This window comes from Serratia sp. J2, assembly GCF_046269175.1.
GTDB lineage: Bacteria > Pseudomonadota > Gammaproteobacteria > Enterobacterales > Enterobacteriaceae > Chania > Chania fonticola_C.
Window position 1 is genome coordinate 1 of the sequence record NZ_JBKABN010000031.1, and the last position, 16,686, is coordinate 16,686.

Annotated in this window: 15 protein-coding genes; 7 read left to right on the top strand and 8 right to left on the bottom strand. The window is 41.8% G+C overall.

All coding sequences use genetic code 11. The annotated features are described in order from the left end of the window. The 5 genes from ACKWMY_RS23665 to ACKWMY_RS23685 all read right to left on the bottom strand — a co-directional run. Positions 1 to 1,207: relaxase/mobilization nuclease domain-containing protein (locus tag ACKWMY_RS23665; protein ID WP_409487166.1), on the bottom strand; the 1,207-nt coding region annotated here is incomplete at its 3' end. Next, the gene (locus tag ACKWMY_RS23670; protein ID WP_409487187.1) at positions 1,176 to 1,538 is read right to left on the bottom strand and encodes a hypothetical protein; all 363 of its coding nucleotides are present in this window, start codon (positions 1,536 to 1,538) and stop codon (positions 1,176 to 1,178) included. The genes ACKWMY_RS23665 and ACKWMY_RS23670, both read right to left, overlap by 32 nt. Positions 1,539 to 2,095: 557 nt before the next feature. Continuing rightward, entirely contained in the window at positions 2,096 to 2,479 is a 384-nt protein-coding gene (locus ACKWMY_RS23675) for a hypothetical protein (protein ID WP_409487167.1), read from the bottom strand. A 53-nt stretch (positions 2,480 to 2,532) separates the two neighbouring features. After that, the gene (locus ACKWMY_RS23680; protein WP_248578184.1) at positions 2,533 to 2,739 is read right to left on the bottom strand and encodes a hypothetical protein; all 207 of its coding nucleotides are present in this window, start codon (positions 2,737 to 2,739) and stop codon (positions 2,533 to 2,535) included. A 3-nt stretch (positions 2,740 to 2,742) separates the two neighbouring features. Then, the gene (locus ACKWMY_RS23685; RefSeq protein WP_409487168.1) at positions 2,743 to 3,696 is read right to left on the bottom strand and encodes a hypothetical protein; all 954 of its coding nucleotides are present in this window, start codon (positions 3,694 to 3,696) and stop codon (positions 2,743 to 2,745) included. 292 nt (positions 3,697 to 3,988) lie between these two features. Here ACKWMY_RS23685 and ACKWMY_RS23690 point away from each other — a divergent pair, with 292 nt between their 5' ends. Together ACKWMY_RS23690 and ACKWMY_RS23695 are read left to right on the top strand one after the other, a co-directional pair. Further along, positions 3,989 to 6,100, top strand: a complete 2,112-nt coding sequence (locus ACKWMY_RS23690; RefSeq protein ID WP_409487169.1) for an ATP-dependent nuclease — start codon at positions 3,989 to 3,991, stop codon at positions 6,098 to 6,100. Positions 6,101 to 6,103: 3 nt separating this feature from the next. Continuing rightward, a complete protein-coding gene (locus ACKWMY_RS23695; protein ID WP_409487170.1) occupies positions 6,104 to 7,855 on the top strand; it encodes a UvrD-helicase domain-containing protein in 1,752 nt (583 codons plus the stop codon). 432 nt (positions 7,856 to 8,287) lie between these two features. On the opposite strand, the gene ACKWMY_RS23700 is transcribed toward ACKWMY_RS23695, so the two are convergent. Next, positions 8,288 to 8,500, bottom strand: a complete 213-nt coding sequence (locus tag ACKWMY_RS23700; RefSeq protein WP_178380952.1) for a hypothetical protein — start codon at positions 8,498 to 8,500, stop codon at positions 8,288 to 8,290. A gap of 1,041 nt (positions 8,501 to 9,541) precedes the next feature. On the opposite strand from ACKWMY_RS23700, the gene ACKWMY_RS23705 reads away from it, so the two are divergent. Further along, the gene (locus ACKWMY_RS23705; protein ID WP_074031620.1) at positions 9,542 to 10,108 is read left to right on the top strand and encodes a LuxR C-terminal-related transcriptional regulator; all 567 of its coding nucleotides are present in this window, start codon (positions 9,542 to 9,544) and stop codon (positions 10,106 to 10,108) included. 409 nt (positions 10,109 to 10,517) lie between these two features. Then, the gene (locus tag ACKWMY_RS23710) at positions 10,518 to 11,090 is read left to right on the top strand and encodes a helix-turn-helix transcriptional regulator (protein ID WP_074031621.1); all 573 of its coding nucleotides are present in this window, start codon (positions 10,518 to 10,520) and stop codon (positions 11,088 to 11,090) included. Between the two features lie 103 nt (positions 11,091 to 11,193). Here the strand turns inward: ACKWMY_RS23710 and ACKWMY_RS23715 are convergent, their stop codons facing one another. Together ACKWMY_RS23715 and ACKWMY_RS23720 are read right to left on the bottom strand one after the other, a co-directional pair. Next, positions 11,194 to 11,688 carry a hypothetical protein gene (locus ACKWMY_RS23715; RefSeq protein WP_074031622.1) on the bottom strand — a complete coding sequence of 165 codons (495 nt, stop codon included), beginning with the start codon at positions 11,686 to 11,688 and terminating at the stop codon, positions 11,194 to 11,196. Continuing rightward, positions 11,672 to 12,454: a transcriptional regulator gene (locus ACKWMY_RS23720; RefSeq protein ID WP_074031623.1), complete on the bottom strand. Its 783-nt coding sequence runs from the start codon at positions 12,452 to 12,454 to the stop codon at positions 11,672 to 11,674. Before ACKWMY_RS23720 ends, ACKWMY_RS23715 begins: the two co-directional genes overlap by 17 nt. Positions 12,455 to 12,989: 535 nt before the next feature. Between ACKWMY_RS23720 and ACKWMY_RS23725 the strand changes: the two genes are divergently transcribed. The 3 genes from ACKWMY_RS23725 (at position 12,990) to ACKWMY_RS23735 (ending at position 16,684) form a co-directional block, all read left to right on the top strand. Continuing rightward, complete coding sequence (locus ACKWMY_RS23725) at positions 12,990 to 13,532, top strand: fimbrial protein (protein WP_074031624.1); 543 nt, start codon at positions 12,990 to 12,992, stop codon at positions 13,530 to 13,532. A 73-nt stretch (positions 13,533 to 13,605) separates the two neighbouring features. Further along, the gene (locus tag ACKWMY_RS23730; protein WP_409487171.1) at positions 13,606 to 14,160 is read left to right on the top strand and encodes a fimbrial protein; all 555 of its coding nucleotides are present in this window, start codon (positions 13,606 to 13,608) and stop codon (positions 14,158 to 14,160) included. Positions 14,161 to 14,173: 13 nt separating this feature from the next. Next, the gene (locus ACKWMY_RS23735) at positions 14,174 to 16,684 is read left to right on the top strand and encodes an outer membrane usher protein (protein WP_409487172.1); all 2,511 of its coding nucleotides are present in this window, start codon (positions 14,174 to 14,176) and stop codon (positions 16,682 to 16,684) included. Positions 16,685 to 16,686: the final 2 nt, after the last annotated feature.

Genomic DNA, 16,686 nt, shown 5'->3' on the forward strand with positions numbered 1-16,686 from the left:
GAATTGATGGGGTTAATGCGTGGGCTTTTAGGACTCTCTTGAATTTTTTGAAAGTATGTATCAAGCAAAAACCGTATTTTTTCAGTAAGTTAATGAGGGAAATCCATGGGGTGAAGCGGAGAAGCTTTGCATTCCTGATTTTTTGGTCATTTTGCAAATCGAGAACGGCATTAATTATACGTTTGCGCTTATCTTCCTTAACCGCTGTCTTCGGTGTTAAAGACGGTGTAAGAGCAATAGAAGCCTTTAGAGAAGGAGTAAGAGAAGCTATTTTTTCTGAAATCGTTAGCGTTTCCCTAGCTGTCTTAATTACCATCCCTGCTGGTGCTGGTGCTGGTGCTGGTGCTGGTGCTGGTGCTGGTGCTGGTGCTGGTGCTGGAACAACTGGCCTGGTATGCAACAGTAGCGAGTTGTCGCGTTCAGGCTCGTAGTTGAGAAGCTTTTGAAGATTCGCCCACGAGTATTTTTTCCCAAGCTGCGAAGCTTTGAATGCTATTCCAGTGAATTCGAATGAGAAGCCATTCATCTTGCCAGTAGAAGCTATGTTGGCCGTCCAGGAAACTTCAGCTTCTTCCAGCCTTTTGATAAAAGTTAGAAGTTCAGGCGTATCAGCTAAACTTTTATCAATGAGCTGTTGAAGAGCTTCCTTAGGTGAAGGAACTCCAGTCCGTTGAGAAAGCATCAGTTCGTTGCGAGATAACTTCTTACGCTTCGCTTGCTGTGGGTCAATAGAAGCTGCGGATTTTGTTACTGTCAGACCATGAGTGATTTCGAGTTCACTAATGATCCGGGTGCTGATAAGGTTCTCGTTCCTGCCTAAATACAACTTACCGCCGTTCAAATCAATCCTGCTGGCGATAATGTGTATGTGCTGGCCTGCTGAGTCGTCGTGCAACACATAACACCTGAGATGGGTATCACTGAACCCCATGCGTTGCATGTAGTCGTTGGCAAATGATACCCACTGTTCATTGGTTAGGCTTTCACCGCAGGTCAACCGAAGCGAATTGTGCCACACCGTTTTTTCTACTTCCGGGCGAAGCTGTTTGGTGTCATCAAATTCAGCAATCAGTTCAAGGGCTAAGTCACTCAGCATATTGCCCCCGATAACGACTGGATCACTTTTATGATGTGCTCCTGGTTTCAATGCATAATGAACAACACCTGAGAAATTCTTACCCCTTTTGATCTTCTGCATACCCTTCATCGGGTTTGCTCCATATGTCAGCATTTATCAGGTGCTGGCGAAGCTCTTCCAGTTGTCGCTTCACAGCGAAAAGCTCTGTATGAGTAAGCTGGCTTTCTTTGCTCTTGCCATCAATATGAGTCGCAATACGATTTAGCTTTTGTGATATTTCCGATAGAGCTTTCCAGGCATTTAAATTAATGGCAGGTATAATAGGCGGTATTTTTTGAAGTGATGCCATGCGAAGCCATTCACCTTTGCGATATCGACCTCTTTTCGTATTGAGAAGGGATAGTTCTTCATTATTTAGTCTTACACTGACACAATAGCTTCTTAATGCTTCGGTAGGCATTTTATTGGTGTTAAAGCTTCCCCGGCAAGAAGAACGCGACAGATCTATTTCTGATATGTTTTTTATTTCATTCATATAAACTCCATTTTATAGTAATGATTAAAGCTGTTTGATTACGATAAACATATTCCTTATGTTTTCATATATATAACTTTTATATAATGGATGGAAAGATTGTCAATAGCTTCGCTAACGATTTTGAATTCTCTTTTTCAACCGAAGGGCAGAAAAAGCAAGGCAACTCTTAGAAGCGAGCGCAGCAGCTTCTAAGAGTTAGCCCTTGCTTATTTTAATTTCATGAAGTATTGACAAAGTATTAAAACAAGCTATTTATACATAAAATAACAGGGGGTGTGTAATGAAGAGAAAAATTTTAGCTTTATCGATCTCATTAGTATGTATTGTTCTTTTATTATTCCTGTCATTAATAATAAAAGAACCATGGATTAAAGACGGGTTGTATTTTCTAACTCCAATCATGGTTCTAATAATTCCTATAATTAGCGTGTTAATTCTGAAAAATTATATAAAAATAAAATCCGTGTAAAATAATAATCTTATTCGTTAGTGAAAATCTCGAAAAGAGCTATTGATGCCTTCAAAGTTGCTGCTGTGGCTAAAACCATCAGTAATAATGTACTGTTTTTTAAAGCATCTAAAATTTGATTCAATACTAAGCTATCATGACTCAGTTTCAAAGCGACTAACCTTATAGCACCAAGTCCAGCAGCAGAAAAAAGCAAAAAATCATTTGCACTTTTAAGCTTCTTTAAACTTTTTTGGAAATAAAAGCATAGGAGTATTGAAATGACAACTGGCAGGAAAAAAATCAAATAATTTAATGGCCCGATCATTTCAGACAGGATATAAAAAAACAATATAGAATATATAAAGAAAAAAACACCGATTATAATTTTAAAAAAAGTGTCTACCTGATTCATATTATTTTCCTTATAGTAACCAGTGAATAGATGAAAATTCACTGGTCATATTATTATGCTGCTAATCCTTCGTTAGGACGATCTGAATCCTCTCTGCTATCTTTTTCAGCAGCATAAGTAGACTCACGCGATTTCGTTGACATACCTGAGCCATAGATTCGTTGAGCTTCGCTATTTTCGGGTTTCCAAGCCCAAGTGGAGACATCAACTTTCTGTTCGGACTCCATTTTTTCGAGAAAATTTAAACCAAATACATTCATTGTTTACCTGCTATGTGAAGTTAACCAATTTGCAATGGAACTGGATATATCCATTCCGGACAAATCCTCAATCCATAACCATTGACCGGCAGAATTTACTTCTAAGAACCACCAGTCATTATTTTCATCAACGATGAAATCTAAAGCACCATAACGAAGATTCAGCAACGTCATTAATGAATTAACTTTTTCCTTTATTATTTGTGGTGCATCAATTCGCCAGTGTGGTGTATTCGGTAAATCATATCTTCGCCAATCTACTTTTGCTTTACCTGAACGTTGAGAGTCAATAGCACAGGCGAAATGTTCTTGTTCGATTACGGTATATCTAACTTCGAATTTTTTATTAATGTATTTTTGAAGTGTAATTGGATTTTCACAGTCACTTGGGAAATTTTCAAGTAATTCTGGGGTGATTTTATTCACATATAAACCCAATAAATCGCCAGATTCAGAGATATACATGTCTTGCGACATGAATTTAATGACCGAATCAGGATTAGTAGCTACAAAACTTGTAAGATCTTGTTTGGAATTAGATGTGATGAATTCGGGCTGATTTAACCCAATTTTTTTAGCTATTTTGCTTTGGAAGTATTTGTTATCAGCAAGAGTTGCATCTTTGACATGGTTAAACCAGCAAGCCTCTGATAATGCGTTATATAATCCAAAAAGACTTTTATTCCATTCAGAACGCCATAATCTAAAACCATTGCTTTGATCTTGCTGTTGTTCCGAATTAATCTGGACAGATACCCTTCTCGGCCAAACACATTTTATGTCTGATGCCTTAATTATCATATCATTTTGAGTGATAATCCAGTCTAACCCATTAAAGGTAATTTTAGTTTTTTTAAGAGCTTCAATATCTAAATTTAAACGGAAAAAATGCTTCCCAATTTTTTTGGAAACTACATCGGCATGAACATCATAACTATCGCTAAGTATTAATATCATTATAGGATGAGTCTGTAAAATTTAGTTTACTTAATATCCAACAGATGAATTGAATCGTCAATATTAAATTTTATTTAAATTAACCATCTGATTTTATTGGTTTTTTCATGTAATTTTCATTTTCATAGAAATGTTCGTTTTTTTATTATACACAATGAAATAGTAACGAGTTGAAACCTTATGGTTTTTTACTTGACTTGAGAGGGGTTTTTCGATACTGGCACTTTTTAGTGATTTGCATATAGGTTAAACTCTTGCACAACAACTATTTAAAATAGGATTTGATGAAATCATGTTTATTAGCAGATTATCTATAAGAAACTATAAAAATTTTCGTTGTTCTGATTTTCATTTTGTAAAAGATTCTGTTAACACAATCATTGGTGAAAATGCTTCTGGCAAAACAAATTTATTTAATGCTATGAGATTGATTCTGGATGACTCCCTTCCAATGAATTCCAGGATTCTTTCTAATGAGGATTTCTACCGTGGATTAGCTGAACCATTCGGCCATTGGATCATAATTACCCTATATTTTGATGATTTAAGTGAGTCAGAGGAAGAGCAAGTTCTTGCCAACTATACAATAAATGATGGGAATGATAAATCTATAAAAGAAGGTAACTACACTTTCATATATCGACCAAGATTTCATATCCGACAAAAGTTGCATGAGTTAACATTGGAAAATGAAAATCTTGAAACAAGATCTTCTTTATTTACGGAGTATGCATCGAATCATATTATTTCGAAAGAAACATATGAAGCAGTAGCTTTTGTTAGAACAAAAGTTGATTTTAATGATGACGAGATTTATAAAAAAGTAGTCGGGGATTTTGATAGTTACTCCTTCTCAAACCCTAATGAAGATGATGCTACTATGTTAGGAGTAAAGAAGCCCCCTTACTTCGCCTTAGGTAGCGAAGTTGCTTGCACTTATGTCAAAGCACTTCGGAATGTAGTTGCAGATCTTAAATATTATAAAACAAATCCATTGTATAAATTACTTACTTTAAAAAGTAAACAAATTGATGATAGAAAAGATATTGTAGAAAATGTGAAAGAGATCAATGGTAAAATTTCTGCGATCCCTGAAATTGAGCGATTGAGTAATAAAATATCGGCTTCATTACTCAATACAGTAGGCTCTACTTACTCCCCTAAAATATTAGTATCTTCACAACTTCCAGAGGACTTTACAGAATTGATTCAATCACTCGGTTTAGTGGTTGAAGATTCTCTGGATTATAATGGCTCGGGTAAGATCGATGATTTGAGTCTTGGTGGAGCAAACTTAATTTATCTTGCTTTAAAACTGTATGAATACGAAGAAATAAGAGATAGTGAAGAACATATCACTCATTTTTTGTTAATTGAAGAGCCAGAAGCACACATCCATAACCATATCCAAAAGACGCTTTTCGATAACTTCAATTTCAAAAATACACAAGTGTTTGTATCTACACATTCAACCCAAATTAGTTCTGTATCAAAAATATCGTCAATGAACATATTATCTCGTCAAAAGGGATTCACAGATGTTTATCATCCATCTTCTGGTTTAACGCCTAAGGAGATTTCTTCCGTAGAACGGTATCTTGATGCAATTCGTAGCGACCTTTTGTTTGCTAAGAGTGTCATTCTGGTAGAAGGCGATGCAGAGCTTATTCTAATACCAGCTATGGTTAAAGAAACTTTGGGCATCAGTTTAGATGAGTTAGGTATAAGTTTGATCAAAGTAGATGGCACTGTATTCAAGCATATTTCTAATCTTTTCCATGAAAAAAGGTTGAAAAGGAAATGTGCAATTATCACGGATCTTGATTCGGCCTATGTAAAGGTAGCTGATGATATTTTTGATACGGATTTTGTCGAATCTCTGGTAGATGCAGAAGATGATGGTCTGCGAAGAAAGGAAGAATTAGATAAATATATTGAAAGTAATAAATTTATTACTGTTCATTATGCAGAGAATACTTTCGAAACAGAGCTTGTTCGTTACGATGAAAACAATAACTTGTTTTTAGAAGTTATGAAGTCTGATTATAAAAAAGATGCCTACTTTAAGAAGGCTGAATTAGACGTTAAGTCATCTGATCTCAGAGTTCGATATAAAAGAGTGTTAAAGTTTGCAAAGAAAATAGGAAAGGGATGGTTAGCTACGGAAATGGTAGGGCATCTCAGTGTTGATAATCGTGTTCCTGATTATATTTTGCAAGCCATTAAGTTTGTTATTGGTGATAGAAATGTCGAACCTATATATCAAAAAATGCTTGACTACAATATGTCATTCATGGGTGCGGAGGAATTTGACTGCATAAGTGCTGAAAAGGACTTTTCTAGTAAAATGGAAGAATATAAGAAACACTTCAATGACAGTTTTGTAAAATTGTTGGAGTTATAGTTTATGCCATATAGAAATTTAACCTCTGAGCAAATGGATGCCGTGAAATTCAAAGGCAATTTATTATTAACAGCATGTCCAGGATCGGGTAAAACAAAAACATTAGTTTCTAAGCTTTGTTATATTTTAGAAAATAAAGAGCTATTTGGTGTAGGTAAGAAGAAAATAATAGCTCTCACATATACTAATATAGCAGCAGATACGATTCTTGAACGGATTATGTCTTTCGGCATAAGTAGTGAATCGTTATGGATTGGAACAATACATAGTTTTTGTTTGAATTGGATTATAAAACCTAACGTAGATAAGATACCCAGGCTTTGCAGAGGGTTTAATGTAATTGATGAGCATGAAAAAGAATTTTTATTGAATGCATTAAAAGAAAAGTATGATTTATCTATAAATGATAAAGTCCTTACTAATTTGGATTTTAATCTTATCCAACTTTATTCTCGTGGCACAAAAGAATATTTAGTGGTAAAGGAATATCATAAACATTTGTATGAGCACAAGTTAATTGATTTTGATTTAATATTAAATCTAACTTGTCGCGTATTAACAAAATACGACGCGCTTTGTGAAAGATTGTCTTTACTTTTAAGATGTATTTTAGTCGATGAGTATCAAGATACTTCTCTTATACAGTATGAAATACTTAGACAAATTGTATTAAAGAAAAATACCATGGTTACTTTTATAGGAGATAAAGAGCAGGCTATATACACTGGCTTGGGTGCGGTCGTAAAAAACAGAGATGAATTGACTGATTGTTTCCAACTTGAAAGTTTAACTGAAATGAAATTAACGGGTTGTTTTCGTAGTAGCCAATCTATTGTCAATTTTTACAGTAAGTATAAAGATGAAGATTTTGATATAAACTCACTTTCAGACAATAAGGATTTTAAATCAGTAATCTTTAAAGAAAGTGAAGTAGATGTTACTCAACTGCCAATCTATATATCAAGTATAATTAGAACTCATTTAGCTCAGGGAGTGCTTTCAAATGAAATCGCTGTTCTGTGTCCTGGTTGGTTTGATGTGATAAAATTATCAAATGATATTGTCGCTCTTAATCCTGATATAGAAATTGATGGAGTTATGATTTCGCCTATACCTAAGAATAATGAAAACCTCTGGCTCGCTTTGATCAAACTTTTTTTAATCAATAGAGTCCCCTCGAATTTTAATACAAGACAGAAGCTACTGCGGGATTTTCTTCAAGAATTAAATATTCATGCACCCTATACTGAGTCTTTGTCGCCCAAACAAATATTGAAGTGGATAAATAAAATTTCATCATCTGCGGAATATAATTGTGAAATTGATGTTTGGTTGAAAGAGGTTATACTGAACTTTTGCTATTTTATTGATTTGGGTATGAATATGGATAGCCATTGTTATAAAGAAATGGATTTTTTAATTAATGCCACAAAGAAAAGAATGCTGAAGTATAAAATGAATTATAAAGCAAGTGATTTACATTCCTTTTTCAATTATAAACACGGAGTTAAAATCACAACTTGTCATTCCACAAAAGGTGATGAGTATGAAGTAGTAATTTGCACTGGCTTACTAAATGGAAAAATACCTAACTGGAATGATATTTTCAATTGCGATCAAGAACATCAAAACTATGTTGCCCGTAGACTTTTATATGTTGTTTCCTCGCGTGCAAAGAAACACTTATACATGATATCAGAGAGAGGTTACAAAACAAAAAGGGGATATCCATATCAGACAACACCACAGCTTTGATATCGCATTTCTTGTATAAGGCATGATTGTTTATTCGAAAGTATAATTTAATTTTCGATATATGTATGATTAAATTATGCTTAATCCCTCATTGACCATATATGAAAATTGTTCAAACCTACATAAACCGATGCTTAAATTGGTGTGGTTTTGACCTTTTCTCATCATTCGACCATTCCCTATTACCTCATGAGGTGGAGCATTAAACTCATGAGCATAGACGCTTGGCTGAAAGGAATTGTAGCTTATAGGTATACTAGAACATACTTTGTAATCTCTTTACCCCTCTATTTCAACGAGTTAATCATTGAAAAAATGTACTGCTGCATCATAGGGGTGTGCGAATCGAGTTTTTCGGTGCTTGTCATAACGTTACTGTTCCAATCCATTGAATTCAAAGTTGATTGTGATATTCGTTGTCGTCATTGGGTATCACGTCGCCTCATTAAAAACCGCCAAAACGTTCAGGATGAGCAACAGCAAGCGCTGCTCAAATAAATCAATCGGTTGGTCAAGGGATTGAGCATATATGACCGGCAAACAGGCTGGCAAACCTTTGTCACTCAAAGCCAGCACAATGACGAGATTGGCGGATAAAAGCCGCGCCAAACTCGGCAAGATCCTAGGTTTACGTACCGCAAGCATCAGGATCTTTTTCAGCCGCTATACTAGCCCAGTAGGCAATAGGCTGTCACAGCCAAAAATTGGAAGCATTACGCAAACTGCTCTTGTAATAGACTGAATAGGTTACATCGATGAGGTTAAACGGTAAGGAAAGGGGGCTGAAAGAAGCAAGCTGCTGCATTAGAGAAGGGGGCATGAAGCACAATGGTTAGCTATTTTCCAATACTGCGGTTTATAGCCACTAACCCGGTCGTTGGGATAGTATCGCTGTCAACCAGCGTAGGGATATCTCTTGTCAGTAGTAGAATGCGTTTAGTCCGACGCAAAGCCATGAGCAAAATAGCGGTCGTGCTGGGCGATGAAAATGGAGAAAGTGCGCTTTATCATAGCGCCTCCTTGCAGGTATGAAAGACCCTCCAGCCCCACCCTATATCCTGTATGACTGTTTGGCGGCGGTATCTTTTGGTCAGCGCTTCTTTTTTGATGATTGGTGGGTTTTGATATCTACCTGTCCCGATGAACGGCCATTTACGCGCGAAAGAGCTCTACTTATCAATATAAAAATCAAAGCGTAACAATAAGCTTTGATTGGGGTTGGATATCCTGATTAATAATTGATTTGCTGGGTTGTGTTGAATGTCATGCGTTATTGTATTGCCGTTCATAGCGGATTTAAATGGGAGTTTTCTCTTTGTTTTTTCTTTTTGTCTTATAATTGATTGTGTTCTTGAATAAATCCATCTATAAGCGATTATAAAATATAAGGAATGTTTTTTATGATGTTTGATAGTTATTGTAAGCAATAAAAGTGATTGACGATAATAATTTTATAAGAATATACTGATAAGGCTGGGTGTAAAGGAATGTCATGACTTTATCCAGGTGATAAGAGAGTTTTTTGCATAAATCAAAGAGCCGGAAATTAATTTTGGCTTGCTCTGCCTATGGTATTAGAACCTGGATATATATTAAAGACGATATTGGGTCGCCAGTCATTGGTGCTCCTGAATGCTGTGCGTTCCAATATGGATGGATTATTTTTACCAGGAGGTAAGTATTCCAATGATTCTAATAGACTCAGATTATTCCTGCTCATTAAGTAAAGTAACCTTTAAATCGCTCATCGATTCCTTGAGATGTGAGCCAACCCCTGCCTGGCGTTATGGCGAGGGTTCTATCGCTTTTGTTGATGGGGACTCGGCTAATATCTACAGCGTCGTCAAGTCGGTTTACGAGTTACGCAAGAACAGCGAAGTTGTTTATATGGTCACGTTGCTGTCAAAAGATAAAGATTGTTCCTCGGTGATCAGACATCTATCTGATTACGTGGTGGATAAAAAAATCACCTATGACGATCTGCAACGGCTGATCAGAACCATGGTTACGGCAAGCCCCAAGGCGTTAGCGGATAATGTTTTTGGCGATATCTGGGGGGACATTTTGAAGTCTTCTCAGAAAGAGTATCTGGTGTTGAAGCTGTTGTTGGATGGCCACAGCCAATACCAAATAGCCAAAATGTTAAACTTATCGATAAAAACCATCAGCGGCTATAAGGTTAAGGCGATAAAAAGACATGGGGCAAGAAACTTCAATGAGCTCTACATGCTAAAGCTAAGGAATAATGCTTGATATCACCTAATAGACAGCATTCTTGGTGTTGAGGTTAAGCAATAGGATGACTTGCTGCTGAATTCCACTGCGGTTGTGTGGTGTTAAATCCCTATAGCTCCATTAATAAATCTAAAATTTAGAATTTAAATCTATAAATAACGTAATTGCAGTTATAAATAACTGCGTGATAACTTTTCCTGTAACTTGAGGCTCAGATTGATGTGGGGTGCAGTTTGCCGGGTTTAGGCCTGGCAGGCACAACGTCAATCCTGAGCAGTAACGATAAGTTCAACACCAGGTAGATATCAGTCAAAACCCTTAAGGGGTTAGGCCTCTGACGTCGATTAACAATGAACAAGGTTATCTTGAATAGCCTTAGGCCTGGTGCTTCACCAAATTCAAGTATTATTCTTTCAGGAAGTTATCCATGTATTTGTTTGACACGAATTACCCTTGCCCTTTAAATAAGGTTGCCTTCGATTCAATTGTCGAGTCCTTAAACTCTGAGCCAAATTCAAGCTTGCATCATGATGAAAGTTACGTTGCTTTTGTTGATGGAGACTCAACCGATATATACAGCACCATAAAACAGATTTATGGCCTTAAAAAGGAAAGCAAAACGATTTATGTGATCACGCTGCTTTCCAAAGGTAAAGAGTGTTCTGTAATACTTAAGCATTTATCCGACTTTATAGTTGATAAAAAAATCGCCTATGCCGATCTGAAAAACCTGGTCCGAGCTTTGAACTCAGCGCAACCCAAGACGGTAGCGGACAATATCTTTGGCGATATTTGGGGGGAAGTCTTGAAGTCGTCGCAGAAAGAGCACCGAGTAGTAAAGCTCTTAGTGGAGGGGTACTCGCAATCACAGATAGCCAAGATGCTGCATCTGTCGATAAAAACGGTCAGTGGTTATAAGGCCAAGGCGGTAAAACGACACGGGGCAAGAAACTTCAATGAATTGTATATGCTTAAGTTCGGTAATACTCATGTGCAATAAACCGCGAAATACCCGTGCGATGGCGCTGGATGCCATCCTTCAGCCATCGCATTCGCAGAGTGGGAAGAGAGAGCGCTTTACTGTTCAGTCATAAACTGGCCTGTTATTGATTGTGGATGCACATCATCACTGGCGAAAAGTCATTCCACAATAAGTAGCCATCACCCACTTCGGTGATCCTCAGTTGCCGGGCTTTCACCGAAAAATCAAAAATGGACTGGTTAAACAACTCATTCGGCATAGTATCGCTGGCATTTTTATTGACATCCACCAGTTGCAAGGCGAGGTGACCATCACCTTCATAACGATATTCAAAATTGACATTGCGCAGCAGATTATACTTTACTGCGCCAACGCTATCCTTGACCGTAGCTGAGATATGCATTCTCCCATGGCTTACACCATCAATATGTAAACTCATGACGCCCTGGGTTTGCAAGTCGCTTTGTACCAGGAAAAAGGCGGCACAGCTCACTTTTGGGCCTTTCTCGGTAATGAAAAATTTATGCATCAGGAGGTTGAATAGCAAGGCTACAGCGACCAAGGCGAGAGCAACCAACCCGATGAACCTGCCTGAGCGATTATTTAGCGAAAGCATAGACGGCCTTACAGTCAGAGAAATGAGACAGGGTGTGATCACTATTGGTGCAACGGGTTATGAATGCTCTGCCGGACCGTTGGTAGGCATAGTGTTCGCCTGAGTGAAAAATAAATATCTCATTGTTGATGCACGGAGCATGCGCAGCAGCCAACTCTTCGGCCAATTTTTCCTTGCGTGCAGCGACGTCAGGTGAGCTAGCGCTAAGCGCATAGACAGGGCAGGTCGCTATATTGCCAATTTTATACAGCGTAGACTTCGGGAAACGGTAATCCAGGTGGCCAGTAGCGGAGCGGAAAGGCTGCAGAACCAATAAGGTTGAGATAATCAAGCTGATGGCGAGCAACGCGGGTTTATACACTCCGCGTAGCCTTGATTGCTCTATTGCAGGCTGAACTTTGGTGCTTGTGGTTTCGACGTTGTGCGGTGTCTCCGAACTGGCAGACACCATCTCCCGGGCAATATAAAAGCCGACTCGAGGAATGGTTTTAATGATCTCTTCGTCACAACCTAACTCACTCAATGACTTACGGATCAGCGAAATATACTGATTCACCGAGTTATTCGAAGGTTCCAGACCGTATTTATTCCAGATATTATTGAGTAATTCTTCCCGGCTTACCATTTTATCGGCGTTTTCCAACAGGTAGGTGAACAACCGGGTAGGAATGGTAGTGAAGGAGAGCCTTCTGTCGGGCTGTGCAATGTTCCACATCGCCCCGTCTTCGCTCCTGAACGCAATCATGTTAAAAATCGTAAAAACCATGTCCACCTCTGTAGGTTAAGACCTGACTCTGCCTCATTAAACCAGCCTACTCTGCTGCCGGGCTACAGTACAGCGCCGCAATCTCACAATCTTGTATTATAACCGATATTGTTCCCCGCTTGTGGCATGTCGGGATGCGGGGGAGGGGAGAACGCTCAACCCGCAACGGGAAGTTACACAAATGTAAAAAATAGTTCGTCAATGTATTTCATGCCGATAATAGTGATAAAAAAATTCTGAAAATAGACATTTTTTTGCTTTTTTCACTAGCAATAAATGCTTATTTAAAACGCATTATTAAGATATTTCCTAGTGTATACATATACTTGCTGAGTTGCTCGCTGAGGTGGGTTTTTTTATAAGACAGCAGGAAAAAACAAAGAGGAATGTCCTATATAAGTATTTTCTTACGACGGTATTATAGCGCCAATCCTAAGCAACGGAAATATTGTTGGGTAGTGATAAAAGGCGTGGCAGTGTATTTCACAGTCCGCCTAACATTTTAGTTAATATATAAATCATAGGAACGGATTTCATGAAAGTTAAAGCAATTGCAATGATCATTGGCGCTTCCCTGGTGGCTAGCACGGCTTACGCAGCTAACCAAGGCGAAGGCAAGATCACCTTTACCGGTTCTATCACTGATGCACCTTGCTCTATCGCTGCAGGTTCACTGGATCAGGTTATCCCATTGGGTGCCGTGTCCAACGTTGCTCTGGCAGCTAACAATAATACCGGTGTCTCTACGCCAGAAGCTTTCAGCATTGAGCTGAAAGATTGCGTCATTGCTACTGCAGGCACCAAAGATAAAGTCTCTGTGACCTTCACCGGTACGGCTTCTTCATATGATGCTACCAGTCTGGGTCTGATCGGTACTGCTGAAGGTGCTTATATTCTGATGTCTCAGGCTGACGGTGCCAAAGTGGCTCTGAACACCCCTACCGCAGCTCGGACTGTGGTTAATGGTACCAACAACACCCTGAGCTTCACTGCGGCTCTGAAAGGTGGTGGCGAAGACGCTGTGATCAAACCAGGTAGCTTCCAGGTTCCAACCAACTTCGTACTGTCCTACCAGTAAGTTCGTTGTCTAGTGCTGAACAACCTGCGGCGGCTCTGCCGCAGGTTTTTTTTGCGACCCATGGAGTTGGTTAATGAAATGGACTTATGGCGTTTCGCCTTGTGTGGTGCCTTCCCTGCTGATGTGTTGTGCCCTGGCGTTTTCCGGGAGTGCATTTTCCGCTGATGTGCTGGGGCAGGGGCGCGTCAGCATGGAAGGCGCCATTGTTGAGACGCCTTGTGCAATTGAAGTTGGGGACCGTGACCAGAGTCTGGTGATGGACACCCTCCCGGTCAGCCAACTGATCCGGGACGGTCGCGGGCCAGAAAAAGATTTTGCCATCCGCCTGGTGGATTGCGTGCTGGTCCGTGTTGATGCGACAGCCCCCGACTGGCAGCGCTTTCAGGTGACCTTTGACGGTGATGACGATCGCGGTCACTTCGGAGTGAGCGGAGAGGCACGCGGCGTGGCGTTGATGATACGTGATGCCAGAGGCGAGGTAGCAGCACCGGGGGATGTCTTGCAGGCCGGAGCCATGACCCAGGGAGAAATGCAACTGCATTACACCCTGAGCCTGGTGGGTAACCAACAGACGTTGCGAGCAGGGGATTACCGTTCGGCTATACGGTTCAGAATGGATTATTACTAAAGGGACTCTCTTCATGGCGCGTTATTTTTCCCGCTCCCTGCTTGCCATCTTGTGTCAAGCCGGCCTGGGCAGCAGCGTATTGCTCGGTGCGGTGAACGTGGCCCAGGCAAAAGATATCCAGTTCAACACGGATGTCCTGGATCTTAAAGATCGTGACAACATTGATTTGGGCCAGTTTTCGCACCAGGGTTTTATCCTGCCGGGCACTTATGACCTTGCTTTAAGCCTGAATAACCAGGTGCAACCGGCACGCCCAGTGACGTTTTTGGCGCCGGACGACGATCCGAAAGGCAGCCAGGTCTGTCTGAGTAAAGAGATGGTGGAGCAGTTGGGGCTGACCAAGGCCGCACTGGCAGGGTTGACCTGGTGGCATCAGGGGGAGTGTCTGGATCTGGCTAGCCTGGATGGGCTTCAGGCCCGAACCGATCTCGGTACCAACACGCTGTATCTCAGTATCCCGCAGGCTTATCTGGAATACAGCAGTGCGAACTGGGATCCGCCGTCGCGCTGGGAAGAGGGGATCCCTGGCATTCTGCTGGACTACAGCCTTAATACCCAGGTTCAGCGGCAGAACCGGGATGGTACTCAAGGGTACAACCTCAGCGGCAACGGAGTGACCGGGGCCAATCTGGGAGCCTGGCGGCTGCGGGCCAGTTGGCAGACCAGGATCGACCATCAGAGCGATTCGGCGAAAGAGAATACCCGCAGTTTTGACTGGACGCAGTACACCGCCTACCGGGCTATTACACCGCTTCGCGCCAAGCTGACGCTAGGGGAAGATTTCCTTAATTCCGACATCTTCGACAGCTTCCGTTTCACCGGGGGCAGCCTGGTCTCGGATGACAACATGCTGCCGCCGAATTTGCGTGGTTATGCGCCAGAAGTCACCGGTGTGGCACGCGGCAACGCAAAGGTAGTGATTAGCCAGCAGGGGCGGGTGATCAAGGAAGTCCTGGTCGCATCCGGGCCATTCCGTATTCAGGATCTGGATAGCGCGGTCTCTGGCGCACTGGATGTACGGGTTGAGGAAGCGGATGGCAGCGTGCAGCGTTTCCAGGTGGATACCGCCACCATTCCGTACCTGACACGACCCGGGCAGGTGCGTTTCAAGCTGGCGGCAGGCCGCCCATCTGACTGGCAACATAATATCAATGGGCCGATGTTTGCCACGGGTGAGTTCTCCTGGGGCGTGAGTAACGGCTGGTCGCTGTACGGTGGTGGGTTGGGTGGGGATGAATACTCGGCCCTGTCACTGGGAATTGGGCGTGATTTGATGATTTTTGGGGCCTTGTCTGCGGACGTGACGCAGTCCCGGGCTAGGCTACCGGATCAAGGCACTCAGCAGGGGGGCTCCTACCGCCTGAGCTACTCGAAGCGCTTTGATGATACCGGCAGCCAGGTCACCTTTGCCGGCTACCGCTTCTCCGACAGCGGTTTTATGTCGATGGCGGACTACCTGAGTGCCAAGGATAACGCCAATGGGGTAAGCCCTGGGCGTAGCAAGGAGATGTATACCCTGTCCTTCAGCCAGCAGTTCGAGTCGCTGGCGATGAGTGGGTACCTTAACTACAACCACCAGACCTATTGGAACCAGGCCACCAGTGACCGCTATGACATGACGCTGGCGCGCTATTTTGATATTGGCCGTTTTCGTAACGTCAATCTGTCGCTGACGGCTTATCGCAACAATTTCAGCAACGCCAAGGATGACGGCATGTATCTGTCGCTGTCCATGCCATGGGGAAGCAGCGGCATGCTGGGCTATAACGGGTCTTATGCTGCGGGAGACAATACCAACTCGGTCAACTATTCAGATCGGGTCGGTGATACCGACAACTATACGGTCCGGGCTGGAATGGCGAATAGCGATGCTGATATCAGCGGCTATTACTCACACCGTGGAACCCTGGCACAGGTGAATGGCATGGCCAGTTACCGCTCTGGGCAGTATAGCTCGGCAGGGATGTCGATGTCGGGCGGAGCTACCCTGACGGGCGAAGGTGGTGCTTTGCATCGTACATCGCTAATGGGCGGGACGCGGATGCTGATTGATACCGATGGCGTTGCAGGGGTGCCAGTGGGCGGTTATGGCAACACGGTCAACTCCAATATCTTCGGTAAAGCGGTGGTGGCGGATGTGAACAGTTATTACCGCAGCAGCGTACGTATCGACGTAGACAAACTGGCTGACAACGCCCAAGCCACCGGCTCAGTGCTGCAAGGCACGCTGACCGAAGGAGCCATTGGCTATCGTCACTTTGAAGTCGTCGCGGGTGAGAAGGCGATGGCGGTAATACGTCTGGCCGATGGTTCGGTGCCGCCTTTCGGTGCCACGGTGCTGAATGCCAAGCAACAGGAAACCGGCATGGTGAATGATGCGGGCAACGTCTACCTCAGCGGTATCAAGCCGGGTGAGACCATGACGGTGCACTGGAACAATGCCGAACAGTGCCGCATTACGCCGCCGAAGGAAATACCGGCGGGGATGACCGCCAATCTGCTGTTGCCTTGTGTAAAGGGATAACG

Coding starts and splice junctions, on each gene's coding strand:
- ACKWMY_RS23670 (WP_409487187.1), bottom strand. CDS start 1,538: ATGCCTACCGAAGCATTAAGAAGCTATTGTGTCAGTGTAAGACTAAAT.
- ACKWMY_RS23675 (WP_409487167.1), bottom strand. CDS start 2,479: ATGAATCAGGTAGACACTTTTTTTAAAATTATAATCGGTGTTTTTTTC.
- ACKWMY_RS23680 (WP_248578184.1), bottom strand. CDS start 2,739: ATGAATGTATTTGGTTTAAATTTTCTCGAAAAAATGGAGTCCGAACAG.
- ACKWMY_RS23685 (WP_409487168.1), bottom strand. CDS start 3,696: ATGATATTAATACTTAGCGATAGTTATGATGTTCATGCCGATGTAGTT.
- ACKWMY_RS23690 (WP_409487169.1), top strand. CDS start 3,989: ATGTTTATTAGCAGATTATCTATAAGAAACTATAAAAATTTTCGTTGT.
- ACKWMY_RS23695 (WP_409487170.1), top strand. CDS start 6,104: ATGCCATATAGAAATTTAACCTCTGAGCAAATGGATGCCGTGAAATTC.
- ACKWMY_RS23700 (WP_178380952.1), bottom strand. CDS start 8,500: ATGCTTGCGGTACGTAAACCTAGGATCTTGCCGAGTTTGGCGCGGCTT.
- ACKWMY_RS23705 (WP_074031620.1), top strand. CDS start 9,542: ATGATTCTAATAGACTCAGATTATTCCTGCTCATTAAGTAAAGTAACC.
- ACKWMY_RS23710 (WP_074031621.1), top strand. CDS start 10,518: ATGTATTTGTTTGACACGAATTACCCTTGCCCTTTAAATAAGGTTGCC.
- ACKWMY_RS23715 (WP_074031622.1), bottom strand. CDS start 11,688: ATGCTTTCGCTAAATAATCGCTCAGGCAGGTTCATCGGGTTGGTTGCT.
- ACKWMY_RS23720 (WP_074031623.1), bottom strand. CDS start 12,454: ATGGTTTTTACGATTTTTAACATGATTGCGTTCAGGAGCGAAGACGGG.
- ACKWMY_RS23725 (WP_074031624.1), top strand. CDS start 12,990: ATGAAAGTTAAAGCAATTGCAATGATCATTGGCGCTTCCCTGGTGGCT.
- ACKWMY_RS23730 (WP_409487171.1), top strand. CDS start 13,606: ATGAAATGGACTTATGGCGTTTCGCCTTGTGTGGTGCCTTCCCTGCTG.
- ACKWMY_RS23735 (WP_409487172.1), top strand. CDS start 14,174: ATGGCGCGTTATTTTTCCCGCTCCCTGCTTGCCATCTTGTGTCAAGCC.